Origin of the sequence: Pseudomonas sp. AD21 (assembly GCF_002878485.1) — a bacterium.
Classification (GTDB): Bacteria; Pseudomonadota; Gammaproteobacteria; order Pseudomonadales; family Pseudomonadaceae; genus Aquipseudomonas.
In genome coordinates, this window is the sequence record NZ_NQYG01000042.1 from 24,795 (window position 1) to 51,350 (window position 26,556).

Consider the following 26,556-nt stretch of genomic DNA (forward strand, 5'->3'; position numbering starts at 1 on the left):
GTGCTCCGTTTTGCCTGATAGATGGCGGTGGATGGTTTCAGGGCTGCTTCGCAACCCATCGGGGATAAATCCCCTCGCCACAATACTGTGTGTCATTAGGCCTTGAGTGTCTTGTGTCAGGCGCATTCGGCCCTGCGAGCCTTATGTGTTAGGCTTTGCCGGTTTGCACGATGGACGGTTATGACCCGGTGTTCCGGCACGGGCGTTCTGACCGTTTCATTTGTCCGCCTTCAGGAGTTCTCATGCGTTTGACCCAGATTTTCGCCGCCGCAGCCATTGCGTTGGTCAGCACCTTTGCCGTCGCCGATGACGCGGCCGACAAAGCCATTCGTCAAAGCCTGGAAAAACTCGAACTCGAGGTTCCGGTAGAAAGCATCAGCGCCAGCCCGTTGCCGGGCATGTATGAAGTCAAGCTCAAGGGCAGCCGCGTGCTGTACGCCAGCGCCGATGGCCAGTACATCGTTCAGGGCAACCTGTTCCAGCTCAAGGACGGTAAACCGGTCAACCTGACCGAGAAGACCGAACGCCTGGGCATTTCCAAATTGATCAACGCCATTCCGGTGGCCGAAACCGTGGTGTATCCGGCCGTGGGCGAGACCAAATCGCACATCACCGTGTTCACCGACACCACCTGCCCGTACTGCCACAAGCTGCACGCCGAAGTGCCTGAGCTGAACAAGCGCGGCATCGAAGTGCGTTATGTTGCGTTCCCGCGCCAGGGCCTGGGTTCGCCGGGTGACGAGCAACTGCAAGCCGTGTGGTGCTCGACCGACAAGAAAGCCGCCATGGACAAAATGGTCGATGGCAAGGAAATCAAGGCCGCCAAATGCGCGAACCCGGTTTCCAAACAGTTCGCCCTCGGTCAGTCGATCGGTGTGAATGGCACACCGGCCATCGTTTTGGCCGACGGACAAGTCATTCCGGGCTACCAGCCGGCGCCACAAGTCGCCAAACTGGCATTGGGCGCCAAGTAATTCGCATCGTCACGGTCAGCCGTGACGATCATGGTCCGGCGGTAACATCGCCGGGCCATTAATAGAGAGCCGCGAGTACGCGGTTGTTTTCCGGCCGACCTTGCGTCGGCCGTTTCATGGGGAGTTCACAGTGAATCCGGTCAAAGTAGGCATCTGTGGGTTAGGGACCGTCGGTGGCGGTACCTTCAACGTACTTCAGCGCAACGCCGAGGAAATTGCTCGTCGTGCCGGGCGTGGGATCGAAGTGGCACAAATTGCCATGCGCACGCCAAAGCCTCAGTTCCAGACGACCGGTATTGCGATTACCAACGATGTCTTCGAAGTGGCCACGAACCCTGAGATCGACATCGTCATAGAGCTGATGGGCGGCTACACCGTTGCCCGCGAGCTGGTACTCAAGGCCATCGAGAATGGCAAGCATGTGGTCACCGCGAACAAGGCACTGATCGCCGTTCACGGTAATGAGATTTTCGCCAAGGCACGCGAGAAAGGCGTGATCGTGGCGTTCGAAGCGGCTGTGGCCGGTGGCATTCCGGTGATCAAGGCGATCCGTGAAGGCCTGTCCGCCAACCGCATCAACTGGGTCGCCGGGATCATCAACGGCACCGGTAACTTCATTCTCACCGAAATGCGCGAGAAGGGTCGTACCTTCGAGGACGTGCTGGCCGAAGCGCAAGCGCTGGGCTACGCCGAAGCCGATCCGACCTTCGACGTCGAAGGCATCGACGCCGCGCACAAGCTGACGATTCTGGCTTCGATCGCGTTCGGCATTCCGCTGCAATTCGACAAGGCCTACACCGAAGGCATCACCAAGCTGACCACCGCTGACGTGAACTATGCCGAAGCGCTGGGCTACCGCATCAAGCACCTCGGTGTGGCTCGCAGCACCGCTGCCGGTATCGAGCTGCGCGTACATCCGACGCTGATCCCGGCCGATCGCCTGATCGCCAACGTCAACGGCGTGATGAACGCAGTGATGGTCAATGGTGACGCGGCGGGTTCGACGCTGTTCTACGGCGCTGGCGCTGGCATGGAGCCAACCGCTTCGTCGGTGATCGCCGATCTGGTCGATGTGGTTCGCGCGATGACCTCCGATCCGGAAAACCGCGTACCGCACCTGGCCTTCCAGCCGGACTCGCTGTCGGCGCATCCGATCCTGCCGATCGAAGCCTGCGAAAGCGCCTACTACCTGCGCATTCAGGCCAAGGACCATCCGGGTGTGTTGGCTCAGGTGGCGAGCATCCTCTCGGAACGCGGCATCAACATCGAGTCGATCATGCAGAAGGAAGTCGAAGAGCACGACGGTCTGGTGCCGATGATCCTGCTGACCCATCGCGTGCTGGAACAGCACATGAACGATGCGATTGCCGCCCTGGAAGCATTGGCCGGCGTCAACGGTCCGGTTGTGCGGATCCGCGTCGAGCACCTGAACTAAGTCGCCATCATTGACCGGGCCCGTGCGCGGGCCCGGCATTGCGAACACTCTGCATTGGAGTCAGTCATGCGTTACATCAGCACCCGCGGCCAGGCACCGGCCCTGAATTTCGAAGACGTCCTGCTGGCCGGTCTCGCCACCGACGGCGGTCTGTACGTCCCGGAAAACCTGCCACGTTTCACCCAGGAAGAAATCGCTTCGTGGGCCGGCCTGCCGTATCACGAACTGGCTTTCCGGGTGATGCGCCCGTTTGTCACCGGCAGCATTCCTGACGCCGATTTCAAAAAGATTCTCGAAGAAACCTACGGTGTGTTCTCGCACAGCGCCGTTGCCCCGCTGCGTCAGCTCAACGGCAACGAATGGGTCATGGAGCTATTCCACGGCCCGACTCTGGCGTTCAAGGACTTCGCCCTGCAACTGCTCGGTCGTCTGCTCGACTACGTGCTGGAAAAGCGCGGCGAGCGCGTGGTGATCGTCGGCGCCACCTCCGGCGACACCGGTTCGGCTGCCATCGAAGGCTGCAAGCATTGCGAAAACGTCGACATCTTCATCCTGCACCCGCACAACCGTGTGTCCGAAGTGCAGCGTCGGCAGATGACCACCATTCTCGGCGAGAACATCCACAACATCGCCATCGAAGGCAACTTCGATGACTGCCAGGAAATGGTCAAGAACAGCTTCGCCGACCAGAGCTTCCTCAAAGGCACGCGTCTGGTGGCGGTGAACTCGATCAACTGGGCGCGGATCATGGCCCAGATCGTCTACTACTTCCACGCAGCCCTGCAATTGGGCGGCCCGGCGCGTTCGGTATCGTTCTCGGTGCCGACCGGCAACTTCGGCGACATCTTCGCCGGTTACCTGGCGCGCAACATGGGCCTGCCGATCAATCAGTTGATCGTCGCCACCAACCGCAACGACATCCTGCACCGCTTCATGAGCGGCAACCAGTACGTCAAGGAAACCCTGCACGCCACGCTGTCGCCGTCGATGGACATCATGGTCTCGTCGAACTTCGAACGCCTGTTGTTCGACCTGCACGGTCGCAACGGTGCGGCGATCGCCGGGTTGATGGACTCGTTCAAGCAGGGCGGCGGTTTCAGCGTCGAGCAAGAGCGTTGGACCGAAGCCCGCAAGCTGTTCGACTCGCTGGCCGTTGACGATGCGCAAACCTGCGAAACCATTGCCGAAGTCTACGAGCAGTGCGGCGAAGTGCTGGACCCGCACACCGCTATCGGCGTGAAAGCCGCACGCGAATGCCGTCGCAGCCTGGACATCCCGATGGTGATTCTGGGCACTGCGCATCCGGTGAAATTCCCGGATGCCGTGGAGAAAGCCGGTGTAGGAAAAGCTCTCGAACTGCCTGCACATCTTTCTGATTTGTTTGAGCGAAACGAGCGTTGCACCGTTTTGCCAAACGAGCTGAAAGCCGTACAGGCCTTTGTCAGCCAGCATGGCAACCGCGGCAAGCCGTTGTAAACCGAAAAAGCTGTCACATTTTGAAGCCCGTCTCCTGACGGGCTTTTTTGTTTCTGCTGCCACACTGCTCGGGTTTTCGCCCATGAAGGACGGGTGAGTCGATCACGAAGGAAGTGGCAATGCTGTATGAACGAGCAATTAAACCGGCCCTGGGCTGGCTACTGTTGTTGTGCCTGAGTGGATTCGTCCGCGGGGGGATGGCAGCACAAATGGTGCTGCACGAAGGGGGGCAGGCGCAGAAGATCGAACTCATTGAGCTGGACGAGCGGGAGCGACGCTGGATACGAGACAACCCCAGCGTGACCGTCGCTTCAGTGCAATACCCCTTGTACCTGTTTCTGGACGAACACGGGCACTGGGCTGGCTTGAACAACGATGTGCTCAAGCGCATCAGTGCGATGACCGGTTTGCAGTTTGTTCACGTGGAATCGTTTTCCACTGATCAGATGCTGGAGCACCTGCAAACCGGGACAGCGGATCTGAGTACCACCCTGGCCATGAACGATGAGCGCAAAACTTTCCTGAACTTCAGTCACGCCTTTGGCGGTGCAGGCTGGGTGTTCGTCGGTCACAAGGACGAGCCGGCCATCCAGTCGCTGGAACAACTGGTGAAGCGGGTGCTGGTATTGCCCGCTCGGCATGCGCTGGAGGAGGTTGTGCGGCGCGAATATCCGTCAATCGAGATTCTTTCGGTCAAGACGTATGCCGAAGCGCGGGCGCTGGTCGAAAGCGGTGAGGCCTACGCCACCATCGAAAATGAAATCGGTGCGCAGTTGTACCCTTCAGGGTTGCTCAAGGTCGGCGGGCTGGTGGAAGGGCGCTGGGAGGCCGATCACCTGGCCGTGCGCAAGGGGTTGCCCGAACTGGCGAGTATCCTCAACAAGGCGCTGGGCGCCTTTCCCGCCACAGAGTTGCGCGCCATCCGGGTGAAGTGGCTGGACGGTGTCTCTCCGCCGGCACGGCTTTCGCTGTGGGACGAGTTCGTCGATTGGGGCTGCTGGGGCATGGCTGGGCTGGGGGGCTTCGGGTTGTTGTCACTGGTCTGGAATCGGCGGCTGGCGGCGGTCATCCGACAACGCCGCGAAGCGGAAAAGCACTTGGGTGACCAATTGGCCTTTCAGCACGCGTTGATCGATGCGATGCCCGATCCGGTCTTCGTCCGCGACCTGCAAGGTCGCCTGGTAATGTGCAATCGAAGCTATGAAGAGGCACTCTCGGTCCGACTCGAGCAGGTGAAGGGAAGGATGCTGTTCGAAGTCGATGCACTGCCCGAAGCTACAGCACGGATGCTGCACGATGAGTTCATGGTGCAGATGCATACGCGCAAGGTCCGTTTCAGCAATCGTCAGCTGGCGTTCAAGAGCGGCTCCAAGGCGATCTATCAGTGGACCGTGCCGTTTTACAGCGCCGATGGCCAATTGCGCGGTCTGCTCGGTGGCTGGACCGACATCAGCCAGCGCCGCACGGAAAACGGCTGCCAATGTCTGCACTGAAGATGGGAAGTTTCCTATAGGACGCGGCGCCTTTTCCGATGGGAGGCTGAGGACGGCTCCCCTAGAGTGAACGGACCCTGCGGCAAGAGTCCGCCACTGCAGTTTCCGAGGTCGCCGATGCGCTCGCTAAAAGTCCTGATTCTTGAACCCAATCCGTTCCAGCTGATGGCGTTGCATCAGATGCTCAACGCCATCGGCATCTACGATGTGCTCACCGCGCCGACGCTGTCCTCGGCGCTGGTTTCCCTGGGCCATCGCGGCGCCGTGGATATTGCGATCTGCGATCCGCAGCTCAAAGGTGGCGACGGCATGGCACTGATTCGCCACCTTAGGGCTCAGCGTCAGGCGCGCGGGCTGATTCTGCTGGGACCGGTGGCGGCAGGCCTGCTGACCGATCTTGAGCATCTGCTGCTGGGACATGCGCCGATGTTGCTGGGACGCCTGCATACACCGGTCTCGGCAGTACTGATGAGAGGTCTGCTGGACGCCTATCTGGCTACGATGCGTGCGCCGGTCATCGCCTGAACAGCACCGATGTTTTTCTGTCATCTTCAGCGTGCATGCTCTGACAGACCGGTCACTGCTCAGGGAGGAGCCCGGTATTCAGAACTTTCTTCTCGGGCCGGTGGTCATTTATTGTGGACACGCCCCAGGCGCAATGTTTTCGGACTGTTGAGTGGAGATCGAGATGGAAAGTATCAGTCTATTGCTCGGTGAGGCTCTGAGCCCGTATCAGGTGACGTTGACTCCTCGTGGCTCCCATGGCGAATGCCTGGTGACCTTGAGAAACGGCAACGGTGCCATCGTGGTGGAGCGCGAATTCAATCAAGCGCAGTTGACCGACAAACGTCTGCTGACAGATGTGGTCGACGGTTTGCACCGCGACGTCCTGATCGCCGAAGGGCGACTGGAACCCTGTGTGATCGCGGCCTTGCGCAATGCGGCGCTGGATAAGCGCGCGGCCCTGTAAAGATGAAATATTTTTTGTGGGAACCTTCCTACATCCCCGTCAGTCAGACCCCATAACAGCAGGATCAAGCATTGTGCTCCGGTGCTTGTCGCTTGCTGCTACGGGTCTTTATGTAGACCGCGTTTAACCCCGAGTCGTCTCCCCACTTCTCGGGGTTTCTTTTTGCCCGCAGTTCTTTACTGCGCGGTCTGTTGTTCGAAGAATGTCCGCGCCTGTTCGAGATAATCGTTGCGCCTGGCCGGGTCCAGCCAGTTGGCGTAGAGCTCGTTCAGGTGCTCGTGGGGCAGGGTGCGCAGCAGTTGGTTGATCTCGCTGATGGCCTGTCTACCTTGAGGCGTATCGGAGCACCCGATGTATCCCGACAGGTATTTGCCCGTGCCTTGAATCGGAAAGAACACCAATTCATCTTCGGCAATTTGCGCCTGGTGGGCCTGGTAGCGAATCTCTGGCCAATACCCCAAAACCACCTGAAGACGGCCCAGGCGCTGCATCGACAGCAGGCTGCTGAGTGCATCGTTGCCGTAATGCGGCGTCAGCGCACCGTCGGGTGCCTGTTGCAGCAGACCATCGACAAACTCACCGTAACTGCGCTCGGCCACGACCCCGACCTTTTGCTCGGCGTTGGCCAAAAAGGCCGCCAGATCGACCTCGCCGTCGACCACGTAGGGCTCCAGCACTGCGCGATCTTTCTGACGCACCACCAGTCCATTGCTGACGGCGCGGAACGCCGGAATGGAAAAAACGATCCATTGTGTGCGCTCTTTGCTCCAGATCAGTGACGGGTCGCAGGTGAACGAGGTGTCATGCATCATCTGCATGCCCCGGGCGCGGTTGACTCGCATCAGCGTGTGTTCGTATTGCGGCATGCCGGCGATCAGCATCGGCAACAGTTGATCGATCACGCCCAGACCCTTTTTCGGGCCTTCGAAGATGGTCAGGGGCGGCAGATCGCGCATTAACCAGACCAGCGTGGGTTTGGCCTGGGCCCAGGCCGGCAGGGCCAGCAGAAACAACAAGCCGAACAGCCGCCACGTCCACCAGTGGTGGGCGCGGTTGGCGTCCGATGTCTGCCGATGTTTCAGCTTAAATGGCTCCGTCTGCGCGCAAGCGGGCGATCTGCTGTTCGTCATAGCCAAGATCGTGGAGTACCTGCGCATTGTGTTCACCGAGTTGCGGCCCGACCCATTCGGAAGTACCCGGTGTATCAGAGAGTTTCGGCACAATGCCCGGCATCTTGAAAGGCTTGCCGTCCGGCAGTTTGGCCTGCAGGAACATCTCCCGCGCCAGGTACTGCGGATCGCTGAACATGTCCTCGGCGCTGAAGATCCGGCTGGCCGGCACCTGAGCCTGATTGAGCAGGTCGAGCACGCTTTGCAGCGGCAGCGAATTGACCCAGCGGTCGATCACCCCATACAACTCGTCACGGCGGGTATCGCGCCCGTCGTTGCTCGCCAGCGCCGGGTCGTTGGCCAGATCCTCGCGGCCGATGATCAGCATGAAGCGCTTGAAAATCGCGTCGCCATTGGCGCCAATCTGCACATGCTTGCCGTCGGCGCTGGTGTGGATCGATGACGGCGTGATCCCCGGCATGATATTGCCGGTGCGCTCGCGGATGAAACCGAACACGTCGAACTCCGGCACCATGCTTTCCATCATGGCGAAAATCGCCTCGTACAGCGCCACATCGACGACCTGGCCGAGACCGCCATTCACCTCGCGATGACGCAAGGCCATCAGCGCACCGATCACACCCCAAAGCGCTGCTATCGAGTCGCCGATGGAAATCCCGGTACGTACCGGTGGCCGGTCTTCGAAACCGGTGATGTAGCGCAAGCCGCCCATGGACTCGCCAACCGCGCCGAAGCCCGGTTGATCCTTCATCGGCCCGGTCTGGCCGAAACCCGAGAGGCGCACCATCACCAGTTTCGGGTTCAGCGCGTGCAGGGTTTCCCAGCTCAGCCCGAGTTTTTCCAGCACGCCGGGACGAAAGTTCTCGATCAGGATGTCGGCTTCGCCGAGCAGCTTTTTCAGGATCGCCAGACCATCGGGGTGCTTGAGGTTCAGCGTCAGCGACTTTTTGTTGCGCGCCTGAACGAACCACCACAGCGAGGTGCCTTCATACAATTTGCGCCACTTGCGCAGCGGATCGCCGCCGTCGGGCGATTCGATCTTGATCACTTCAGCGCCGAACTCGCCGCAAATGCGCGACGCAAACGGCCCGGCAATCAACGTACCCAATTCAATGACTTTCACACCGCTGAGCGGTTTGTTGGCGAACGGCATACTGAATCCTGTAGGACAAGGCTGAGCGGATACAGCGTTTTAACATAGCCGGCTGTCAGGCGCCGCAGGTTGATCACCATCAATTCGATGATTGCCTACCGCTTCGGTTAGACTTGCCGACTTTCCTCGTATCAAGAAGCCCGTTCATGGCCCAGCCGTCCACTACCTACAAGTTTGAACTGAACCTCACCGACCTCGACCGCAGTGTCTACGAGAGCGTCAAGCAGACCATCGCCCGTCACCCTTCGGAAACCGAAGAGCGCATGACCGTGCGCCTGCTGGCCTACGCGCTCTGGTACAACGAGCAGTTGTCGTTTGGCCGTGGTCTGTCAGACGTGGATGAGCCTGCGCTGTGGGAAAAGAGCCTGGATGACCGTGTTCTGCACTGGATCGAAGTCGGCCAGCCAGACGCCGATCGCCTGACCTGGTGCTCGCGCCGTACCGAGCGCACCAGCCTGCTGGCCTACGGCAGCCTGCGCGTCTGGGAAACCAAAGTGATCCCGGCGATCAAGAACCTGAAAAACGTCAACATCGCTGCGGTCCCGCAAGAAGTGCTGGAGACCCTGGCCAAGGACATGCCCCGCGTTATCAAGTGGGACGTGATGATCAGCGAAGGGACGATTTTCGTGACCGACGACCGTGGTCAGCACGAAGTCCAGTTGCAATGGCTGCAAGGCGAACGCGGCTGATCCCGCATCGCCACTGATTAATCCCACGTATTCAAGAGAAGTTTCCGTTACCCCATGCGTATTGATCCTCGACCGTTGCCTGCCACTCTGCCGTTTCTCGGTGACCTGCCACCGCTGTTGACCCGTTTGTACGCGGCGCGGGGCGTGCAGTCCGAGGCGGAGCTGGATAAAAGCCTGGCGCGGTTGATTCCGTTCCAGCAGCTCAAGGGCATCGATGCGGCGGTGGATCTGCTGGTGACGGCGCTGGAGCAGCGTCAGCGGATTCTGATCGTCGGCGACTTCGATGCGGACGGCGCGACGGCCAGTACGGTGGGTATGCTCGGTCTACGTTTGCTCGGTGCGGCGCATGTCGACTATCTGGTGCCGAACCGCTTCGAATATGGCTACGGCCTGACCCCGGAAATCGTCGAGGTGGCGCTGACCCGCGAGCCGCAGTTGTTGATCACCGTCGACAACGGCATCTCCAGCGTTGAAGGCGTGGCTGCGGCGAAAAAGGCCGGGCTCAAGGTGTTGATCACCGACCACCACTTGCCCGGCGATGAGCTGCCGCTGGCCGATGCGCTGGTCAACCCGAACCAGCCTGGCTGCGACTTCCCGAGCAAGGCGTTGGCCGGGGTCGGGGTGATTTTCTACGTGCTGATGGCCTTGCGCGCCCGCCTGCGCAGCCTTGGCTGGTACGAGAGCAAACCGCAACCGAACATTGGCGAGCTGCTCGACCTGGTGGCGCTGGGCAGCGTCGCTGACGTGGTGCCGCTGGACGCCAACAACCGGATCCTGGTGCATCAGGGCCTGGAGCGGATCCGCGCCGGGCGTGCACGGCCGGGGATCAAGGCGATTCTCGAAGTCGCCAAGCGTGACGCGGCGCGTATCACTTCCACGGATCTGGGCTTTATCGTCGGCCCGCGCCTGAATGCGGCGGGGCGCCTCGACGACATGAGCCTGGGGATCGAATGCCTGCTCACCGCCGACGCCAATCTGGCGCGGGAAATGGCCGCGCAACTGGACGGCATGAACCAGGATCGCAAATCCATCGAGCAGGGCATGCAGCGCGAAGCGTTGGCCCAGCTCAAGGACTTGCCAGTGGAATCGATGCCGTTCGGCCTGTGTCTGTTCGATCCCGAGTGGCACCAGGGTGTCATCGGCATTCTCGCGTCACGGATGAAAGAGCGTTATTTCCGCCCGACCATCGCGTTCGCCGATGCCGGTGACGGCCTGCTCAAAGGCTCGGGGCGCTCGGTGCAGGGTTTCCACATTCGCGATGCCCTGAGCGTGGTGGCGGCGCAGCATCCGAACCTGATTGCCAAATACGGTGGTCACGCCATGGCGGCCGGCCTGACCTTGGCGCAAGAGAATTTTCCGCTGTTCGCCGAGGCTTTTGATGCCGAAGTGCGTCGCCAGCTTCGTGAAGAAGACCTGACCGGGCGCATGCTGTCGGATGGCACCTTGGCGGTCGAGGAATTCCACCTCGAACTGGCCCGCGCCCTGCGTCACGCCGGGCCTTGGGGCCAGCACTTTCCGGAGCCGCTGTTCCATGGCGTGTTCCAGTTGGTCGAGCAGCGGGTGGTCGGCGAGCGGCACCTGAAAGTGGTGCTGAAAAGCGAGTGCGGTTCGGTGAAACTCGACGGAATTGCCTTCGGTATCGACCGCGATGTCTGGCCGAATCCGACGATTCAATGGGTTGAACTGGCCTACAAACTCGACGTCAACGAGTTTCGGGGCAACGAGACGGTACAACTGATGATTGCCCACATCGAACCGCGTTGACGCCATTCGCGAGCAAGCCCGCTCCCACAGGTACGGTGTTGCCCTTGTGTGGGGCTTGCTCGCGAAGGCGGTCTTTCACACACAGAATTACTCTGAACCCTGCCTCATCCCCAGTTGTCGACTAGGCTCTAAGCACTGCTTGATTGGCCTTGTGACGTCTTGTCGAATGTTTTGCCCGCGGGGGCGGGTGCTGCGCCTTTTCCTGTCACTCGTCGACTTTTCAAACAGAACCCTGGAGCCTGCCCACTGATTTGAGAGGTGCCCCATGAGTCTGCTGCTCGAACCCTTTACCCTTCGCCAATTGACCCTGCCCAATCGCATCGCCGTCTCGCCGATGTGCCAGTACTCCAGCGTCGACGGTCTGGCCAACGACTGGCATCTGGTGCACCTGGGCAGCCGTGCGGTGGGCGGCGCCGGCCTGGTTTTCACCGAGGCTACGGCGGTCACGGCCGACGGGCGGATCACCGCCGAAGACCTCGGTTTATGGAATGACGAACAGATCGAACCGCTGCAACGCATCACCCGTTTCATCACCGCCCAGGGCGCTGTCGCCGGCATTCAACTGGCCCACGCCGGGCGCAAGGCCAGCACCCATCGGCCTTGGCTCGGCAAACATGGCAGCGTCAAGTTGGGCGATGGTGGCTGGACCCCGGTCGGGCCGTCGCCGATTGCTTTCGACCCGCAACACACGCAACCCAAGCAGCTCGATGAAGCTCAGATCGCCGAAGTCATCCAGGCGTTCGTTGCTGCGGCCAAACGTGCGTTGACCGCAGGTTTCAGCGTGGTCGAAGTGCATGCCGCCCACGGTTATCTGCTGCATCAGTTTCTGTCGCCATTGAGCAATCAGCGCCGCGATCAATACGGTGGTTCGTTCGAAAACCGTATTCGGCTGGTCTTGCAAGTCACCGAGGCCGTGCGCGAGGTCTGGCCTCAAGAGTTGCCGGTGTTTGTCCGGGTTTCGGCCACCGACTGGGTGGAAGACGGCTGGAACCCGGATGAAACCGTGGAGCTGGCGCGCCGCCTGAAGGCGTTGGGGGTGGATCTGATCGACGTCTCGTCCGGTGGTACCGCCGCCAACGCCGAGATTCCTGTGGGGCCGGGTTATCAGACGCGCTTCGCCGAACGGGTGCGCAAGGAATCAGGCATCGCCACCGGCACCGTCGGCATGATTACCGAGCCGGCGCAGGCCGAGCACATTCTGCGCACCTGCCAGGCCGACATCATCTTCCTCGCCCGTGAACTGCTACGCGACCCGTACTGGCCGCTGCACGCCGACGATGATCTGGGCGGGCGCAAAGCGGTGTGGCCGGCGCAGTATCAGCGCGCGACTCATCGGGATCAGCCGATTCATGAGTCTGATTTGCGCGATTGAATCGGTTGCGGTAAAGCAAAAAGCCCCGGTCAGTGATGGCCGGGGCTTTGTTTTATCTGGTTGTCGTTGCGCTGCCTGGGCGGACGCTATCGCGAGCAGGCTCACTCCAGGGTTATGTGTCGTACACAAAAACAGTGTTCGACGCCGATCAACTGTAGGAGTGAGCCTGCTCGCAATGAGGCTCAATCAGGCGCTACATAACCCTCAAGGGTATTTGCGCTTGTCCGGCGCCGGCGGGAAGTACTGGTACAACCAGGTCTCGCTCAGCGTGCGGTCATTGGTGCGGATGAACAACCGCAGCTCCACCGGCTCGACGCTGTCATTGGTCGGATACCAGTCGAACAGGATCCGGTAACCCTTGATGTCATCCAGCACCAGCACGCTGAAATCCTGCACCTTGCCGTTCGAGCACGTCACCACCGGTTCAATCCCGGTGCCCTGCGGCAGGCGATCCAGACCGCCACCGGTGAAGTCCACGGCGAAGCGACGGGCCCAGACCGGCGGGTAATGTTCGCCCGGTGCCCAGCCTTCGACGAATCCACCCATGCCCGAACGAGTCGCGTGCACCCGCGCCAGCGGCGTGCCGACCGGCGGCAGGGCACTCCAGTAGAGCTTGTAGCCGTAGTTCAGCGAGTCGCCGGCGGCCACTGGTTTTTTCGGCGTCCAGAACGCGACGATGTTGTCGAGGGTCTCGCCGGTGGTTGGAATTTCCAGCAGATCGATGGAGCCCTCGCCCCACGCGGTGGTCGGTTCGACCCACAGGCTCGGGCGCTTGCTGTACCAGTCGACGGTGTCCTGATAGTTGGCAAACTCGTGGTCGGTCTGCACCAGACCGAAGCCCTTCGGATCGGTGTCGGCGAACGCGTTGAACTGCAGGGTCGCCGGGTTGTTCAGCGGACGGCAGATCCACTCGCCGTTGCCACGCCACATCGCCAGGCGATCGGAATCGTGGATTTGCGGGTGAATGGTGTCGCACATGCGACGTTCGTGGGTGCCGCAGCTGAACATGCTGGTCATCGGCGAGATGCCCAGTTGCTCGATGGCGGTGCGCGCGTTGATGTGTGCGTCGACTTCCATCACCACGCGCTCGGCCTGGCAGTCGATGTCGAAACGGTAGGCGCCAGTCGCGCTCGGCGAGTCGAGCAGGGCGTAGACCACAAAACGCGTGGCGTTCTTGTCCGGTGTCTCGAACCAGAACTTGGTGAAGTCAGGGAATTCTTCGCGTTTCCTGGCGTAAGTGTCGATCGCCAGACCGCGCGCGGAGAGGCCATATTGGCCAGTCGCATCCACTGCACGGAAATAACTGGCACCGAGGAAAGACACTACGTCATGGCGATCCAGTTCCGGGGCTTTGAACAGCTTGAAGCCTGCAAAACCCAGGTCGCCTTTCAACTGTTGAGTGTCGACCGAGGTGTTTTCATAGTTGAACAACGCCGGGCGGAAATGCACCTCGCGCGCAGTGCGGGTCTTGGGATCGACGCTGTACATGCGCACCGGCTGACGGAAGCCCATGCCGACGTGGAAAAACTGCACGTCCAGTTGGCCCTTATTTTCCTTCCACAGCGAATGCTCGCCGTCGTAGCGGATCGCGTTGAAGTTTTGCGGGGTCATGGTCGCCAGCGTCGGCGGCAGCACCTGTTTAGTATCCTGATAGGCTGAGCCAGCCAGTTGCTTGGCCTGGCGCTTCAGCGCTTCGAAGTCAAACGCCTGCGCCTCGCCATCGGCGGCGCCACCATTGGCCGCCCACGCGCGGGTGGCCAGCAGGCCAGTGGCCGAAAGACCGGTGTAAGCCGCAATGGCCATGGACGCTTTGAGCAAATTCCTGCGGTGCATAAATACAACCTGTCGTGTGCAATCCCGCGCCTTTCCTGGCACGTGCTGGATCAGAAATAACGGTTCGGACAAGCCTTCGGCCAAACGCAACGGACTATAAACAGATGCCGGCTAGCTTAAACCGTTCGCTCGCATTGCAAAATTCGTTGATTCACTGCGCCAGTGTGTCAATGAAACAAGACATGTCGGTTAAAAGTCTGACAGGGCCTTCTGATTTACATGGCATATCTGCTTTTCTCGACTAATTACTCTAAAAACTGCTTTTCAGCGCCGATTTAATTTCTATTCTATGGGCATGACCGGTGCGACCCATCTGACCGGTAGGGCACACGGCGCTGCTGTAAGGGGCAGGGCGATGTGGTGTTTAAGCAATTCTTTGCAGTATTAGAGAAGGACATCGTCCATGGCAAAAATCCAAGGCATTACCGACATGCTGGGCATCTTTCCGTGCCTGGGCAGCGGCCGTAGAAGGCGCCGGCTCAGCTCCGACGAACTGAAACTGGTGGAGCGTTATCGGGAGCTTTCTGAGAGTGACCGGATTGCGATGCGGTATCTGGTGGATGCGATGCGGAGTGTTTCGCGGTTTTAACGCTGGGGTGGGCACCGTGAAAGCCATTTGGCTTTTACGGTAGCCAGATCAATCAACTTGCCTGCGTCGGCATCGGCGATGCCGACGTGAATGGCTTTCTGAAGCTCGGTATCGTCGTTTAGTTTCAGGTAATAGATCGCAAAGCTTTCATCACAGGGAATGACTTCCTCAATCTGAGGAAATTTGAGAACAGTTCTACTCATCTGAATTCAACTCGCTAGAGGGGACACGCTAAACCTGTGGCGAGGGAGCTAGCTTCCTCGCCACAGGTTTTTTGTTCACTGGGGTTTAGCGACAAGTCCCCTGAACCGGATACGGCCGCTGGCCGTGCATCAACTCCGGCACATCCCGCCATTTGACCCACGCCTGCTGTTGCCAGTGCAGCAACGGCACGGTGACGCCTGCCCAATGCATCGAACTCAGGCTCGGGTGGTTTTCCATTGGGCTTGAATAAGTTTCGCGCAGCATCGGGATGACTTCATGACTCAGCCATTGGCGCAGGTAGCGGTTTTCCGGGACGACGTGATGGACGAGCAGCGCGAACAGGCCAGATTCGCTGACCATCGCGCAATCGATGATTTCGCCGTCCCGACGCAGAAGGACTTGGCGACGCTGGTCGGGATCGAGTTTCAGGGTGAGGCGTTCGTTCAGCGGATAGCCCATCAAGCGACCGAGATCCTGAACGCAGAACCAGGCTTCGTGGTCTTGCATGAAGGCGTGGAGGAAGCGGTTGTGGCGAGTGAAGATGGTGGGGGTGAAGTGCGTTGACGGTGGATTCTGGATTTGCGTAGACATGTAGTGACTTCCGTTTCGAGTTGGAAAGTCGCCACCAATTCTTCGAAAAATTGGGTGGCGAGCCGAGTGGCGTTCGAAGTCGGGTTACTTCCTGTCGAAACGGTAAAGCCGGAAGGCCCGCGCCACACGGCCCGCCATAAAGCAGAACTGAAGTTGTGAAAAAGCCGCAGTTCAATGGAGGGCATGCAAGCACCGTTTTGACAGTTTCCGGCTTCGACCCCGGATCGCTGAATTAACAGCGACGGGATAAAGCCTATCGGTCAGTCGCTTGCGGCGACAAGTCTACCCTTTCGCCGCACATCGTAGGAAATTGGGCTTTTTCAGGCAGGCTGTGTCTGTAGGAAATGCCTGTTTTTTTAGCTTCCGCTGCTAAACCATCCCTGCACCGAAGATTTTCCTTTATGAGTTAGCAATCGGGAAAAGGGAGAAGCAATTCTGTGAGCAAAGATGAAGCGAAGGGTAAAAAGAGAAAGGTGATCGATCTGGATCGCTTCGAAGCTGTTAGAGGTAAAGCCGATATCAAATGGCGTACTGATGAATTGATGGCAGTGCTTCGAGGAGACCCCGGAATCAAATCTCGATTCCGGGGTGATTCTTCTTAGCGACTCACCTTCCAAGCATCCCCAGCCGGCGCATTGCCATGGTCATACGGCTTGCCAATCCACATGTAAACCAGCCCCAAGCCAATCACGATCGCCGTGCTCAACACCATCGCATAGTTCACATACCACGCCGCATCCGGCGTGCGTGGCCAGGCCATGTTGATGATTGCGCCAACACCGTACACCAGCGCGCCGATGTTCACCGGCCAGCCCCACGCGCCGAGGGTGAATTTGCCGCTCGGCTTCCAGCCTTTGCTGCGGGCGTACAGCGCGGCCAGCACGATCATCTGGAACGCGAGGTAGATGCCGATGGCGGCGAAGCTGACGATGGTCGCCACCGCGTCTTGCAGGAAGAAGCCAAGGGCGATGATCAGCGCAGGCAGGACGCCGGAGACGAACAGCGCAGCAACCGGCACTTGGGTTGTAGGAGAAATCTTTTTCAGCAGTCGGCTGCCGATGACCATTTCGTCGCGAGCGTAGGAATACAGCAGACGGCTCGCTGCGGCCTGCAGGCTGATGACGCAGGAGATGAAGGAAATCATCACCACGCCCATCACCATTTTCGAACCGACCGGGCCGAAGGCGTTGTTGAGGATGGTGGTGACCGGGTCTTTGTCGGTGCCGTTGATTACGGCTTGCATGTCCGGCACGGCGAGGATCAGTGCCAGGCAGGCGAACATTGCCGCGATGCCGCCGATGTAGATGGTCATGCGCATGGCCACCGGGATTTTTGCGCTGGGGTTCGGGGTTTCTTCGGCGACGTCGCCGCAGGCCTCGAAGCCGTAGTAGAGGAACATCCCCGCCAGCGAGGCGGTGAGGAAGGCCGGCAGGTACGAGCCGTCAACGCTGATGTCGAAGGTGTTGAACAGCACGCTCAGTGGCTGGTGACGTTCGAAGATCAGCAGGTACACACCGACGATCACCGCGCCGACCAACTCGCAGAGAAAACCGAACATGGCAATGCGCGCCAGCACTTTGGTGCCGCTCAGATTGACCAGCGTGGCGAACAGCGTCAGCACCAGGGCGATGACGATGTTGGTGTTGTTGCTCGGCTCAAAGCCCATCATGGCGGCCAGATACGGGCCGGCGCCCACTGCGACAGCAGCGATGGTCACGCACAGGGCGATGGAGTAGATCCAGCCGACCATCCACGCCCATTTCTTGCCCACCAGACGCCGCGCCCACGGATAAACGCCGCCGGAAATCGGAAACTGCGAGACCACTTCACCGAAGATCAGGCACACCAGCAATTGGCCGCAACCGACCAGCAAGTACGCCCAGAACATCGGTGGCCCGCCGGCAGCCAGGCACAGGCCGAACAGGGTATAAACCCCTACGACCGGTGACAGATAAGTGAAGCCGAGGGCGAAGTTTTCCCACAGGCTCATGCTGCGGTTGAAGTTGGAGGTGTAGCCCAGTTTGCGCAGTTGTTCGGCATCGCTGTCGGCAACGGCTGCGGCGAGATCGGGTGAGGAACTCATGTGTGTTTGCTCCGTGAAATCGGCAGATTTCGGATGGCCGAGGCCGTGGCGGGGCTTTGCGGGCGCCGCCCGGTTCGGTGGTTATTGTTTTGGGATCCTGGTGGTGCGTAATGCCGGTTTCTGCCTTGAAGCCGGAGTTGACGCCATCGCGAGCAGGCTCACTCCTACAGGTTGAAATGCGATCCCTTGTAGGAGTGAGCCTGCTCGCGATGCTTTTTAATGCTTGAACATCACATGCCGAACCGTGGTGTAGTCCTCCAGCCCATACATGGACATGTCCTTCCCGTAACCGGACAATTTCTGACCGCCATGGGGCATTTCGCTGACAAGCATGAAGTGCGTATTCACCCATGTGCAGCCGTACTGCAGACGTGCCGACATGCGATGCGCGCGTCCTACATCTGCCGTCCACACAGAGGACGCGAGGCCGTAGTCCGAATCGTTGGCCCATTCCAGCGCCTGCGCTTCATCGGTGAACCTGGTCACCGAAACCACCGGCCCAAACACTTCGCGACGAACGATCTCGTCGTCCTGCTGGGCATCGGCCAGCACGGTCGGTTCAAAGAAGAAGCCGTTACCGTCAACAGCCTTGCCACCGGTGATCAAACGAATATGCGGCTGCGCCACGGCGCGCTCGACAAACCCGGCAACACGGTCGCGATGCTGCGCGGTGATCAGTGGCCCCAACTCGGTGGACGGATCATCCTGCAAGCCGTACTTGATGCTGCTGACCGCCGCGCCGAGCTTCTCGACGAACGTGTCGTAGATGCCTTGCTGCGCATAGATCCGGCAGGCAGCGGTGCAGTCCTGGCCGGCGTTGTAGAAACCAAAGGTGCGAATGCCTTCAACCGCCGCGTCGATATCGGCGTCATCGAAGATGATCACCGGCGCCTTGCCGCCCAGTTCCATGTGCATGCGTTTGACGCTGTCGGCAGTGCTGGAAATGATGTTCGAACCGGTGGCAATCGAGCCGGTCAGTGAAACCATGCGCACTTTCGGGTGGGTCACCAATGGGCTGCCAACGGTAAGACCCCGACCGAACACCAGATTGAGCACACCTGCCGGGAAAATTTCCGACGCCAGTTCGGCCAGACGCAACGCGGTCAGCGGGGTTTGTTCCGACGGCTTGAGCACCACGGTATTACCGGCAGCCAGCGCCGGGGCGATTTTCCAGGCGACCATCATCAGTGGGTAGTTCCACGGCGCGATGGAGGCGATCACGCCCACCGGGTCGCGACGGATCATCGAGGTGTGGCCGGGCAGGTATTCGCCAGCGGCCGAACCGCTCATGCAACGGCTGGCGCCGGCGAAGAAACGGAACACGTCGGCAATCGCCGGGATCTCGTCATTCAACGCGGCGCTGTAGGGTTTGCCGCAGTTGGCGGATTCGAGTTTCGCCAGTTCCTCGCCATGAGCTTCGATGGCGTCGGCGAGTTTGAGCAGCAGCAGCGAGCGGTCTTTCGGTGTGGTTTGCGACCACTCGGCAAAAGCATTGTCGGCGGCACGCACGGCGGCATCGACCTGGGCTTCGCTGGCTTCGTTGATTTCCACCAACACTTCACCGAGCGAAGGGTTGAGCACCGGTTGGGCGGGGCCTTCGCCGTTGACCAGGTGGCCGTTGATCAAGAGTCTGGTTTGCATGGTTTTGTCCTCACTAACACTTTTATTGTTCTGCCGAAACCGGATTGAAACTGTGGGAGCGGGCTTGCTCGCGAAAGCGGTGGGTCAGCCGACATCAACGTCGAATGTCATGGCCTCTTCGCGAACAAGCCCGCTCCCACATTTCGATCCGGTTCCTCCCGTAATCTATTTACCGCCACTGCCGGCGACGCTCTCGCCGCCGCGCGTCAGGTAATACGCGCCAAGGATCGGCAGCATCGTCACCATCATCACCAGCATGGCGACGACGTTAGTCACCGGCACATCCCGTGGGCGGCTGAGCTGGTTTAGCAGCCACAGCGGCAACGTGCGTTCGTGGCCGGCGGTAAACGTGGTGACGATGATTTCGTCGAACGACAGCGCAAACGCCAACATGCCGCCGGCCAGCAACGCCGAGCCGAGGTTCGGCAAGATGATGTAGCGGAAGGTCTGCCAGCCATCGGCGCCGAGGTCCATCGAGGCCTCGATCAAACTGTGCGAAGTGCGGCGCAGGCGGGCGATGACGTTGTTGTAGACGATCACCACGCAGAAGGTCGCGTGGCCGACGATGATGGTGAACATCCCCGGCTCGATCCCCAGCGTCTTGAACGTCGCCAGCAGGGCGATCCCGGTGATGATCCCCGGCAACGCAATCGGCAAGATCAGCATCAGCGAAATGCCCTGTTTACCGAAGAAATCCCGGCGGTACAGCGCTGCCGAAGCCAGCGTGCCGAGCACCATCGCAATCAATGTAGCGATGGCTGCGATCTGCAGTGACAGCTTGATCGCCTCCAGCACATCCGGCCGCGAAAACGCCACGCTGAACCAGTGCAACGTGAAGCCCTTCGGCGGAAAGCTGAACGCGGCTTCTTCAGTGTTGAAGGCGTAAAGGAAGATGATCAGGATCGGGAAGTGCAAAAATACCAACCCGCCCCAGGCTGCGATTTTTAAGCCCAGTGAGGCCTGCCCTTGTGATGAAGAGTCAGAGCGCATCGAAAGCCCCCAGACGTTTGACGATGGACAGGTAAACCGCGATCAGCACAATCGGCACCAGCGTGAACGCCGCCGCCATCGGCATGTTGCCAATCGCCCCTTGCTGCGCATAAACCATGCTGCCGACGAAGTAGCCCGGCGGCCCGACCAGTTGCGGCACGATGAAGTCGCCCAGGGTCAGCGAAAAAGTGAAAATCGACCCTGCCGCAATCCCGGGAATCGACAGCGGCAGAATCACCTGCATGAAGGTCTGGCGCGGCTTGGCGCCGAGGTCGGCAGAGGCCTGCAACAGCGATGGCGGCAGACGTTCCAGCGACGCCTGAATCGGCAGGATCATGAACGGCAGCCAGATGTAGACAAACACCATGAAGCGCCCCAAGTGCGAGGTCGACAAGGTGCTGCCACCCACGCCGGGAATCCCCAGAATGAACTGCAGCACCGGCTCCAGCCCCAGATGCTGCACAAACCATTGCGCCACGCCGCCCTTGGCCAACAGCAACGTCCACGCATACGCCTTGACGATGTAACTGGCCCACATCGGCATCATCACTGCGATGTAGAAAAACGCCTTGGTTTTGCCGGTGGTGTAGCGCGCCATGTAGTAGGCGATCGGGAAGGCGACGATGGCGCTGGCGAGCGACACGACGATGGCCATGCTCAGCGTGCGCAGGATGATGTCGAAGTTCGACGGCTGAAACAGCGCGGCAAAATTCGCCAGGGTCAGGTCCGGGGTGACCGCCATGGTGAAGTCGTCAAAGGTGTAGAAGCCCTGCCACAACAGCACCAGCAGCGAGCCGAGATAGATCGCGCCGAACCACAGCAGTGGCGGCACCAGCAGCATCGATAGATAAAGGTTCGGCTTGCGATAGAGCAGGTTGGAAAACCGGCGCAAGGGCGGCGAAGGCGTCATCGCGAGCGTGTTCATGTCACACCCCGCTCGCCACAGTGTCGTGCAGCGGGATCATCGCTTCCCGTGCCCAACGCGCGCTCAGACGCTGGCCGGTCTGGTGCTGTGCGCTGCTGTCGATCCACTGACTGTTGGCGTGGCTGATGCTCAGGGTCTGGCCGTTTTCCAGCTTCAATTCATAGCGCGTGGCGCTGCCCTGATATTGAATGTCGTGGAGCAGGCCGCTGACTTCGATTTCGTGGCTGGCCAGCGGGCCTTCGGCGAAACGCACGTGTTCCGGGCGGATCGAAAATGGCTGCGGGTGACCGCTGATTTGGCGGGCCAGATCGCCGCGAATTACGTTCGAGGTGCCGACGAATTCAGCGACGAACGTGGTGGTCGGTTTCATGTACAGATTGCGCGGGGTGTCGACCTGTTCGATACGGCCCTTGTTGAACACCGCCACGCGATCCGACATCGACAGCGCTTCGGTCTGATCGTGGGTGACGAAGATGAAGGTGATGCCGAGCTGGCGTTGCAGCTTCTTCAGTTCGCTTTGCATTTGCTCGCGCAGTTTCAGGTCGAGGGCGCCGAGCGGCTCGTCGAGCAGCAGCACCCGTGGGCGATTGACCAGCGCACGGGCGAGGGCGACACGCTGGCGCTGACCGCCGGACAACTGCACCGGTTTGCGGGCGCCGTAGCCGCCGAGGGCGACCATGTCCAACGCCTCTTCGGCACGCTTGTGACGCTCGGTTTTGCCGATGCCCTTGACCTTCAAACCGTAGGCGACGTTGTCGAGGACGTTCATGTGCGGGAATAGCGCGTAGTCCTGAAACACCGTGTTGACGTCACGTTGATACGGCGGCAAACCGGCCGCTTCGGCGCCGTGAATTCGGATCGAGCCGGCGCTCGGTTGTTCGAAACCGGCAATCAGACGCAGGCAGGTGGTTTTGCCCGAGCCGGAAGGGCCGAGCATGGAAAAGAACTCGCCGTCCTGGATATCGATGGAAACCCGGTCAACGGCCTTCACCTCGCCGAACTGCCGGGAAACGTTGGTGAACTGGACTGCAAGCGTCATGGTGCGGTGCTCCAAAAAGGCGCGGGCCGTCGCAGCGGCCCTGCCTGGACTTCTTTCGAATGATCGTTCCCACGCTCTGCGTGGGAATGCAGCCTGTGACGCTCTGCGTCACCTCGTGCAAATGGACGCGGAGCGTCCGGTGATGCATTCCCACACGGAGCGTGGGAACGATCGGCATCTAACGGTGAATGCGATCCGCTTTTAGCTCCCTCTCCCCCAGGGGGGCGAGGGGGAAAGGGAGCTCGACCGAGTTGCTCCCGGGCTTAACGGCCGCCCATGATCGCGATGTAATCCTGGGTCCAGCGGCTGTACGGCACGAACTTGCCGCCTTCAGCCTGCGGGGTTTTCCAGAAGGCGATCTTGTCGAACTGGTCGAAACCGTTGGTCTTGCAGCCCTCGGCGCCGAGCAGTTCGCTCGCCTTGCACGCTGCCGGCACTGCTGGCAACGAACCAAACCACGCCGCCACATCGCCCTGGACTTTCGGTTTCAGCGACCAGTCCATCCACTTGTAGGCGCAGTTCGGGTGCTTGGCCTCGGCGTGCAGCATGGTGGTGTCGGCCCAGCCAGTGGCGCCTTCTTTCGGAATGGTCGAGGCAATCGGCTGCTTCTCGTTGATCAAACCGTTGACCTGATACGGCCAGGCGCTGGAGGCGACCACGCCTTCGTTCTTGAAGTCGCTCATCTGTACCGTGGTGTCGTGCCAGTAGCGGTGGATCAGCGGCTGCTGCGCGCGCAACAGATCAAGCACGGCGTTGTACTGGGCTTCAGTCAGTTGATACGGATCCTTGATCCCCAGTTCAGGCTTGGCAGTCTTCAGGTACAGCGCCGCATCGGCGATGTAGATCGGCCCGTCATAGGCCTGCACGCGGCCCTTGTTCGGCTTGCCGTCGGGGAAGTTCTGCGCGTCGAACAGCACGTTCCAGCTGGTCGGCGGCGTCTTGAACACGTTGGTGTTGTACATCAACACGTTCGGGCCCCACTGGTACGGGGTGCCGTAGGTCTGCTTGTTGACCACGTACCACGGCGCGTCTTTCAGGCGCGGGTCGAGGGTGTTCCAGTTCGGGATCAACGCGGTGTTGATCGGTTGCACGCGCTTGCCGACGATCAACCGCAACGACGCATCGCCCGAAGCGGTGACCAGGTCGTAACCGCCCTTGGCCATCAGGCTGACCATTTCGTCCGAGGTGGCGGCTGTCTTCACGTTGACCTTGCAGCCGGTTTCCTGCTCGAAACCGGTCACCCAGTCGTAAGCCTTGTCGCTCTCGCCACGTTCGATGTAACCCGGCCAGGCCACGATATCCAGCTGACCTTCGCCGGCGCCGACAGCCTTCAGCGGCTCGGCTGCTTGCAGGCTGGCGCTGGCCAGCAGGGCCGTGGTGATTGCACTGAACAGTGCGGTCTTGTGCACGAACATGGTTGAACCCTCTTCTTTAAATTATGGTCGGGGCAGTTGTGAACGCGGTGAAGCATGCCGTTGGCGGCTTGTTATTAGCGTAGTCAGAGATGCTGGCCGTGGCGGGCCATGATGTGCCGCACCACGCTGTAGTCCTGCAGCGAATCACTGGATAAGTCTTTGCCGTAACCCGAACGTTTCAGGCCACCGTGAGGCATTTCGCTGACCAGCATGAAATGGCTGTTGATCCAGGTGCAGCCGTACTGCAAGCGCGCGGCGACCTGCATTGCCTTGTCCAGATTCTGCGTCCACACCGAGGAGGCCAGGCCGTATTCGGAGTCGTTGGCCCAGTCCACGGCTTGCGCGAGTTCGTCGAAACGGGTCACGGTAACCACCGGGCCGAATACTTCGCGCTGGACGATCTCATCAGTCTGTTTGCAACCGGCCAGCAACGTCGGCTGGTAGAAGAACCCGGCGCCGGAATGCACCGCCGCGCCTGTCACCCGCTCGATGTGCGGCTGGCCGAGGGCGCGCTCGACGAAACTGGCGACGCGGTCGCGTTGGCGGGTGCTGATCAGCGGGCCGATCTCGTTGTCGGCGTCGCGCTTGCCGGCGAAGCGCAGGCTGCTGACCGCTGCGCCGAGCTCGGCGACCAGTTTGTCGTGAATGCCTGCTTGCGCGTAGATCCGGCACGCAGCGGTGCAGTCCTGTCCGGCGTTGTAGTAACCGTAGGTGCGCACACCGTCGACCACCACTTGGATGTCGGCATCGTTGCAGACGATTACCGGGGCTTTGCCGCCGAGTTCCAGGTGTGTGCGTTTGAGGGTTTTCGCCGCGGCTTGAAGGATTTTCTGCCCGGTGACGATATCGCCGGTCAGCGAAACCATGCGCACTTTTGCGTGGCCGACCAGATGGCTGCCGACGCCTTCACCGCCACCGCAAATGATGTTGATCACCCCGCGTGGCAGGATCTCGGCGAGCGCTGGCGCCAGTGCGAGGATCGACAGCGGCGTGTGTTCCGAAGGCTTGAACACCAGGGTGTTGCCGGCGGCGAGGGCCGGGGCGATTTTCCACGCGGCCATCATGATTGGGTAGTTCCACGGCGCAATCGAGGCCACCACGCCAATTGGGTCACGACGCACCATGCTGGTGTAACCCGGCAGGTATTCGCCGCTGAGCTGGCCGGTCTGGCAGCGTACGGCACCGGCAAAGAAGCGGAACACGTCAACGGTGGCGGTCAGATCGTCCTGCCGCGCGAGGTGCAGCGGCTTGCCGCAATTCAGCGCTTCGAGGCGGGCAAGATGGTCGGCGTGTTTTTCGACAGCATTGGCGATCTCCAGCAGCAGATTGGAGCGTTGTTGCGGCGTGGTGCGCGACCAGTCGGCAAAGGCGCGGTGGGCGGCGAGGATCGCGGTTTCGACCTGCTCGGTGCTGGCCTCGGCGATGTGCGTGAGGATTTCACCGGTGGCCGGGTTGAGGATCGGTTCGACAAAACCTTGCCCGGCGACCAGTTCGCCGTCGATCAGCAACGCGGTACACATCGGGGTCTGCACGCCAGCCATTTTCCGTGATCTCTTTTCTTGTGTGGTCATTGTTGCTCCCGTGCCTGGGAGCCGACCGTCTTATAGATGCAGCAAGACTAGTGCGCGGCTCCGGGGTCGACAAATTCTAAATACTGAAGGTGGCATTCGATTAAATAGATGGCTTGCGTCCGCCGTGAGGCTGCTCGCGGGCCACGGTCAGGAATGGATCGACCAGAGCGGGCCGCGCAGTGCCACGGCGCCAGGCCAGGCCGACGTCGAGGGTCTGGTTGAGGTCGGCGATTGGCCGCGCTTCGATGATGTCGCCCTCCAGTGACCACGGGCGATAAGTCATGTCCGGCTGGATCGACACGCCCAGCCCCGCCGCGACCAGGCTACGTACCGCTTCGGTCGAGGCCGTGCGCAAAGTGATCTTCGGTTGCAGCCCGGCGCCGCGCCACAGGCGTTGGGCGTTGCGATCCATCTCGTCGACGTTCAATTGAATCAGCGGTTCGCGAGCGACATCGGCGAGGTTGATGCTGTCGTGTTCCAGCAGCGGATGCTGGGCCGGCAGCCACAAGCGGTGCGGCGAGTGGGTCAGCACTTCGGTCTGCAAGGCGTGACGGTCTTCGAGGTTGGAGAGGATCAACACGCCGACATCGATCTCGCCGCTGACCAACAGATGCTCGATGTAGGGCCGTTCGTCTTCCATCACCCGGATTTCCACGTTGGGGTAGGCGCGCTGGAATCGGGTGAGCAGATCGGCGAGGTAATAACCGGCCACCAGACTGGTCACCCCGACGATCAACTGCCCGGCTACCTGATCAGTGCTTTGTTGCAGGCTGCGCTTGGCGTTATCCACGGTGGCCAGAATCAAGTGCGCCTGACGCAGGAATTGATGCCCTTGGTGGGTCAGGGTCATGCCCTTGGCGTGGCGGCTGAACAGGCTGACGCCGATTTCCTCTTCCAGTTGCTGGATCGCCAGAGTCAGGGTCGATTGGGAAATGAACGCGGTTTGTGCGGCGGCGGAAATCGAGCCGGTCTCGGCCACCGCGATGAAGTGACGGATCTGACGCAGGGTCATCATGAGAGGGTACCCGGTGGGCTGTTTTTATCGATTGGCCTGAGTGTATATCTATTTTCACGAAGGGCTGCCGTCAGTGTCTGGGCAGAACAGTGAGCAACATCTGGAAGCACACTCGCCACCAGACGCGGCCGTACTGGTCGCAGTGAATCTCTTCGCCTTTGGGGCCGGTGACCACGGCGCTCTGGCTGCCGAGGATGCGCGGTT

Annotated in this window: 24 protein-coding genes and 1 pseudogene; 11 read left to right on the forward strand and 14 right to left on the reverse strand. The window is 60.4% G+C overall.

Features of this window, described 5'->3' with window-relative positions; genetic code table 11:
• The first annotated feature begins 242 nt into the window (after positions 1–242).
• The 6 genes from dsbC to PseAD21_RS21200 all read left to right on the forward strand — a co-directional run bounded on the left by dsbC (position 243) and on the right by PseAD21_RS21200 (position 6,348).
• Positions 243–974, forward strand: a complete 732-nt coding sequence (gene dsbC / locus PseAD21_RS21175) for a bifunctional protein-disulfide isomerase/oxidoreductase DsbC (protein WP_102357599.1) — start codon at positions 243–245, stop codon at positions 972–974.
• A gap of 130 nt (positions 975–1,104) precedes the next feature.
• Positions 1,105–2,409 carry a homoserine dehydrogenase gene (locus tag PseAD21_RS21180; protein WP_102357600.1) on the forward strand — a complete coding sequence of 435 codons (1,305 nt, stop codon included), beginning with the start codon at positions 1,105–1,107 and terminating at the stop codon, positions 2,407–2,409.
• Between the two features lie 66 nt (positions 2,410–2,475).
• Positions 2,476–3,885: a threonine synthase gene (gene thrC / locus PseAD21_RS21185; RefSeq protein ID WP_102357602.1), complete on the forward strand. Its 1,410-nt coding sequence runs from the start codon at positions 2,476–2,478 to the stop codon at positions 3,883–3,885.
• Between the two features lie 119 nt (positions 3,886–4,004).
• Complete coding sequence (locus PseAD21_RS21190) at positions 4,005–5,378, forward strand: transporter substrate-binding domain-containing protein (RefSeq protein ID WP_102357604.1); 1,374 nt, start codon at positions 4,005–4,007, stop codon at positions 5,376–5,378.
• A 117-nt stretch (positions 5,379–5,495) separates the two neighbouring features.
• Positions 5,496–5,903 carry a response regulator gene (locus tag PseAD21_RS21195; protein ID WP_102357605.1) on the forward strand — a complete coding sequence of 136 codons (408 nt, stop codon included), beginning with the start codon at positions 5,496–5,498 and terminating at the stop codon, positions 5,901–5,903.
• Between the two features lie 163 nt (positions 5,904–6,066).
• Positions 6,067–6,348 carry a DUF3509 domain-containing protein gene (locus tag PseAD21_RS21200; protein WP_102357607.1) on the forward strand — a complete coding sequence of 94 codons (282 nt, stop codon included), beginning with the start codon at positions 6,067–6,069 and terminating at the stop codon, positions 6,346–6,348.
• A gap of 176 nt (positions 6,349–6,524) precedes the next feature.
• Here PseAD21_RS21200 and PseAD21_RS21205 read toward each other — a convergent pair whose 3' ends face one another.
• Together PseAD21_RS21205 and PseAD21_RS21210 are read right to left on the reverse strand one after the other, a co-directional pair.
• Positions 6,525–7,478, reverse strand: coding sequence for a TIGR02285 family protein (locus tag PseAD21_RS21205; RefSeq protein WP_102357608.1), 954 nt, complete (start codon positions 7,476–7,478; stop codon positions 6,525–6,527).
• Positions 7,432–8,631: a CaiB/BaiF CoA-transferase family protein gene (locus PseAD21_RS21210; protein WP_102357610.1), complete on the reverse strand. Its 1,200-nt coding sequence runs from the start codon at positions 8,629–8,631 to the stop codon at positions 7,432–7,434. The genes PseAD21_RS21205 and PseAD21_RS21210 overlap by 47 nt, the downstream gene beginning before the upstream one ends.
• 146 nt (positions 8,632–8,777) lie before the next feature.
• Between PseAD21_RS21210 and PseAD21_RS21215 the strand changes: the two genes are divergently transcribed.
• From PseAD21_RS21215 to PseAD21_RS21225, 3 genes are all read left to right on the forward strand, one after another.
• Complete coding sequence (locus PseAD21_RS21215) at positions 8,778–9,320, forward strand: YaeQ family protein (protein WP_007908961.1); 543 nt, start codon at positions 8,778–8,780, stop codon at positions 9,318–9,320.
• Positions 9,321–9,374: 54 nt separating this feature from the next.
• Complete coding sequence (recJ, locus tag PseAD21_RS21220) at positions 9,375–11,084, forward strand: single-stranded-DNA-specific exonuclease RecJ (RefSeq protein WP_102357612.1); 1,710 nt, start codon at positions 9,375–9,377, stop codon at positions 11,082–11,084.
• A 265-nt stretch (positions 11,085–11,349) separates the two neighbouring features.
• Positions 11,350–12,456, forward strand: coding sequence for an NADH:flavin oxidoreductase/NADH oxidase (locus tag PseAD21_RS21225; RefSeq protein WP_102357613.1), 1,107 nt, complete (start codon positions 11,350–11,352; stop codon positions 12,454–12,456).
• Positions 12,457–12,660: 204 nt separating this feature from the next.
• On the opposite strand, the gene PseAD21_RS21230 is transcribed toward PseAD21_RS21225, so the two are convergent.
• Entirely contained in the window at positions 12,661–14,289 is a 1,629-nt protein-coding gene (locus tag PseAD21_RS21230; protein ID WP_102357615.1) for a glucan biosynthesis protein D, read from the reverse strand.
• 403 nt (positions 14,290–14,692) lie between these two features.
• Here PseAD21_RS21230 and PseAD21_RS21235 point away from each other — a divergent pair, with 403 nt between their 5' ends.
• The gene (locus PseAD21_RS21235; RefSeq protein ID WP_102357616.1) at positions 14,693–14,878 is read left to right on the forward strand and encodes a hypothetical protein; all 186 of its coding nucleotides are present in this window, start codon (positions 14,693–14,695) and stop codon (positions 14,876–14,878) included.
• Here PseAD21_RS21235 and PseAD21_RS21240 read toward each other — a convergent pair.
• Together PseAD21_RS21240 and PseAD21_RS21245 are read right to left on the reverse strand one after the other, a co-directional pair.
• On the reverse strand, positions 14,875–15,081 hold the full coding sequence (locus PseAD21_RS21240; protein ID WP_102357618.1) for a hypothetical protein: 207 nt from the start codon (positions 15,079–15,081) through the stop codon (positions 14,875–14,877). The two genes, PseAD21_RS21235 and PseAD21_RS21240, sit on opposite strands and share 4 nt — an antisense overlap.
• An 85-nt stretch (positions 15,082–15,166) precedes the next feature.
• The gene (locus tag PseAD21_RS21245; protein ID WP_102357619.1) at positions 15,167–15,673 is read right to left on the reverse strand and encodes a Bro-N domain-containing protein; all 507 of its coding nucleotides are present in this window, start codon (positions 15,671–15,673) and stop codon (positions 15,167–15,169) included.
• A 437-nt stretch (positions 15,674–16,110) separates the two neighbouring features.
• Between PseAD21_RS21245 and PseAD21_RS29670 the strand changes: the two genes are divergently transcribed.
• The gene (locus PseAD21_RS29670; protein WP_158242603.1) at positions 16,111–16,275 is read left to right on the forward strand and encodes a hypothetical protein; all 165 of its coding nucleotides are present in this window, start codon (positions 16,111–16,113) and stop codon (positions 16,273–16,275) included.
• On the opposite strand, the gene PseAD21_RS21250 is transcribed toward PseAD21_RS29670, so the two are convergent.
• The 9 genes and pseudogenes from PseAD21_RS21250 to PseAD21_RS30350 all read right to left on the reverse strand — a co-directional run.
• Complete coding sequence (locus tag PseAD21_RS21250) at positions 16,272–17,756, reverse strand: APC family permease (RefSeq protein ID WP_102357621.1); 1,485 nt, start codon at positions 17,754–17,756, stop codon at positions 16,272–16,274. The genes PseAD21_RS29670 and PseAD21_RS21250 overlap by 4 nt on opposite strands.
• 216 nt (positions 17,757–17,972) lie before the next feature.
• Entirely contained in the window at positions 17,973–19,397 is a 1,425-nt protein-coding gene (locus tag PseAD21_RS21255) for a gamma-aminobutyraldehyde dehydrogenase (protein WP_102357622.1), read from the reverse strand.
• A gap of 165 nt (positions 19,398–19,562) precedes the next feature.
• The gene (locus tag PseAD21_RS21260) at positions 19,563–20,387 is read right to left on the reverse strand and encodes an ABC transporter permease (protein ID WP_093436751.1); all 825 of its coding nucleotides are present in this window, start codon (positions 20,385–20,387) and stop codon (positions 19,563–19,565) included.
• Complete coding sequence (locus PseAD21_RS21265; RefSeq protein WP_102357623.1) at positions 20,377–21,312, reverse strand: ABC transporter permease; 936 nt, start codon at positions 21,310–21,312, stop codon at positions 20,377–20,379. The genes PseAD21_RS21260 and PseAD21_RS21265 overlap by 11 nt, the downstream gene beginning before the upstream one ends.
• A gap of 1 nt (position 21,313) precedes the next feature.
• Positions 21,314–22,351, reverse strand: coding sequence for an ABC transporter ATP-binding protein (locus PseAD21_RS21270; protein ID WP_102357624.1), 1,038 nt, complete (start codon positions 22,349–22,351; stop codon positions 21,314–21,316).
• Between the two features lie 263 nt (positions 22,352–22,614).
• A complete protein-coding gene (gene ydcS, locus PseAD21_RS21275) occupies positions 22,615–23,766 on the reverse strand; it encodes a putative ABC transporter substrate-binding protein YdcS (RefSeq protein WP_102357626.1) in 1,152 nt (383 codons plus the stop codon).
• Between the two features lie 83 nt (positions 23,767–23,849).
• Positions 23,850–25,337: a gamma-aminobutyraldehyde dehydrogenase gene (locus PseAD21_RS21280; RefSeq protein WP_102357627.1), complete on the reverse strand. Its 1,488-nt coding sequence runs from the start codon at positions 25,335–25,337 to the stop codon at positions 23,850–23,852.
• A gap of 100 nt (positions 25,338–25,437) precedes the next feature.
• Complete coding sequence (locus PseAD21_RS21285; RefSeq protein ID WP_007967749.1) at positions 25,438–26,352, reverse strand: LysR family transcriptional regulator; 915 nt, start codon at positions 26,350–26,352, stop codon at positions 25,438–25,440.
• Between the two features lie 121 nt (positions 26,353–26,473).
• Positions 26,474–26,556: pseudogene (locus tag PseAD21_RS30350) on the reverse strand (hypothetical protein); the annotation flags it as partial.

What these genes read in the sequence shown, in the direction of transcription:
- dsbC (WP_102357599.1), top strand. Translation starts at nt 243, where the DNA reads ATGCGTTTGACCCAGATTTTCGCCGCCGCAGCCATTGCGTTGGTCAGC.
- thrC (WP_102357602.1), top strand. Translation starts at nt 2,476, where the DNA reads ATGCGTTACATCAGCACCCGCGGCCAGGCACCGGCCCTGAATTTCGAA.
- PseAD21_RS21190 (WP_102357604.1), top strand. Translation starts at nt 4,005, where the DNA reads ATGCTGTATGAACGAGCAATTAAACCGGCCCTGGGCTGGCTACTGTTG.
- PseAD21_RS21195 (WP_102357605.1), top strand. Translation starts at nt 5,496, where the DNA reads ATGCGCTCGCTAAAAGTCCTGATTCTTGAACCCAATCCGTTCCAGCTG.
- PseAD21_RS21200 (WP_102357607.1), top strand. Translation starts at nt 6,067, where the DNA reads ATGGAAAGTATCAGTCTATTGCTCGGTGAGGCTCTGAGCCCGTATCAG.
- PseAD21_RS21205 (WP_102357608.1), bottom strand. Translation starts at nt 7,478, where the DNA reads ATGACGAACAGCAGATCGCCCGCTTGCGCGCAGACGGAGCCATTTAAG.
- PseAD21_RS21210 (WP_102357610.1), bottom strand. Translation starts at nt 8,631, where the DNA reads ATGCCGTTCGCCAACAAACCGCTCAGCGGTGTGAAAGTCATTGAATTG.
- PseAD21_RS21215 (WP_007908961.1), top strand. Translation starts at nt 8,778, where the DNA reads ATGGCCCAGCCGTCCACTACCTACAAGTTTGAACTGAACCTCACCGAC.
- recJ (WP_102357612.1), top strand. Translation starts at nt 9,375, where the DNA reads ATGCGTATTGATCCTCGACCGTTGCCTGCCACTCTGCCGTTTCTCGGT.
- PseAD21_RS21225 (WP_102357613.1), top strand. Translation starts at nt 11,350, where the DNA reads ATGAGTCTGCTGCTCGAACCCTTTACCCTTCGCCAATTGACCCTGCCC.
- PseAD21_RS21230 (WP_102357615.1), bottom strand. Translation starts at nt 14,289, where the DNA reads ATGCACCGCAGGAATTTGCTCAAAGCGTCCATGGCCATTGCGGCTTAC.
- PseAD21_RS21235 (WP_102357616.1), top strand. Translation starts at nt 14,693, where the DNA reads ATGGCAAAAATCCAAGGCATTACCGACATGCTGGGCATCTTTCCGTGC.
- PseAD21_RS21240 (WP_102357618.1), bottom strand. Translation starts at nt 15,081, where the DNA reads ATGAGTAGAACTGTTCTCAAATTTCCTCAGATTGAGGAAGTCATTCCC.
- PseAD21_RS21245 (WP_102357619.1), bottom strand. Translation starts at nt 15,673, where the DNA reads ATGTCTACGCAAATCCAGAATCCACCGTCAACGCACTTCACCCCCACC.
- PseAD21_RS21250 (WP_102357621.1), bottom strand. Translation starts at nt 17,756, where the DNA reads ATGAGTTCCTCACCCGATCTCGCCGCAGCCGTTGCCGACAGCGATGCC.
- PseAD21_RS21255 (WP_102357622.1), bottom strand. Translation starts at nt 19,397, where the DNA reads ATGCAAACCAGACTCTTGATCAACGGCCACCTGGTCAACGGCGAAGGC.
- PseAD21_RS21260 (WP_093436751.1), bottom strand. Translation starts at nt 20,387, where the DNA reads ATGCGCTCTGACTCTTCATCACAAGGGCAGGCCTCACTGGGCTTAAAA.
- PseAD21_RS21265 (WP_102357623.1), bottom strand. Translation starts at nt 21,312, where the DNA reads ATGAACACGCTCGCGATGACGCCTTCGCCGCCCTTGCGCCGGTTTTCC.
- PseAD21_RS21270 (WP_102357624.1), bottom strand. Translation starts at nt 22,351, where the DNA reads ATGACGCTTGCAGTCCAGTTCACCAACGTTTCCCGGCAGTTCGGCGAG.
- ydcS (WP_102357626.1), bottom strand. Translation starts at nt 23,766, where the DNA reads ATGTTCGTGCACAAGACCGCACTGTTCAGTGCAATCACCACGGCCCTG.
- PseAD21_RS21280 (WP_102357627.1), bottom strand. Translation starts at nt 25,337, where the DNA reads ATGACCACACAAGAAAAGAGATCACGGAAAATGGCTGGCGTGCAGACC.
- PseAD21_RS21285 (WP_007967749.1), bottom strand. Translation starts at nt 26,352, where the DNA reads ATGATGACCCTGCGTCAGATCCGTCACTTCATCGCGGTGGCCGAGACC.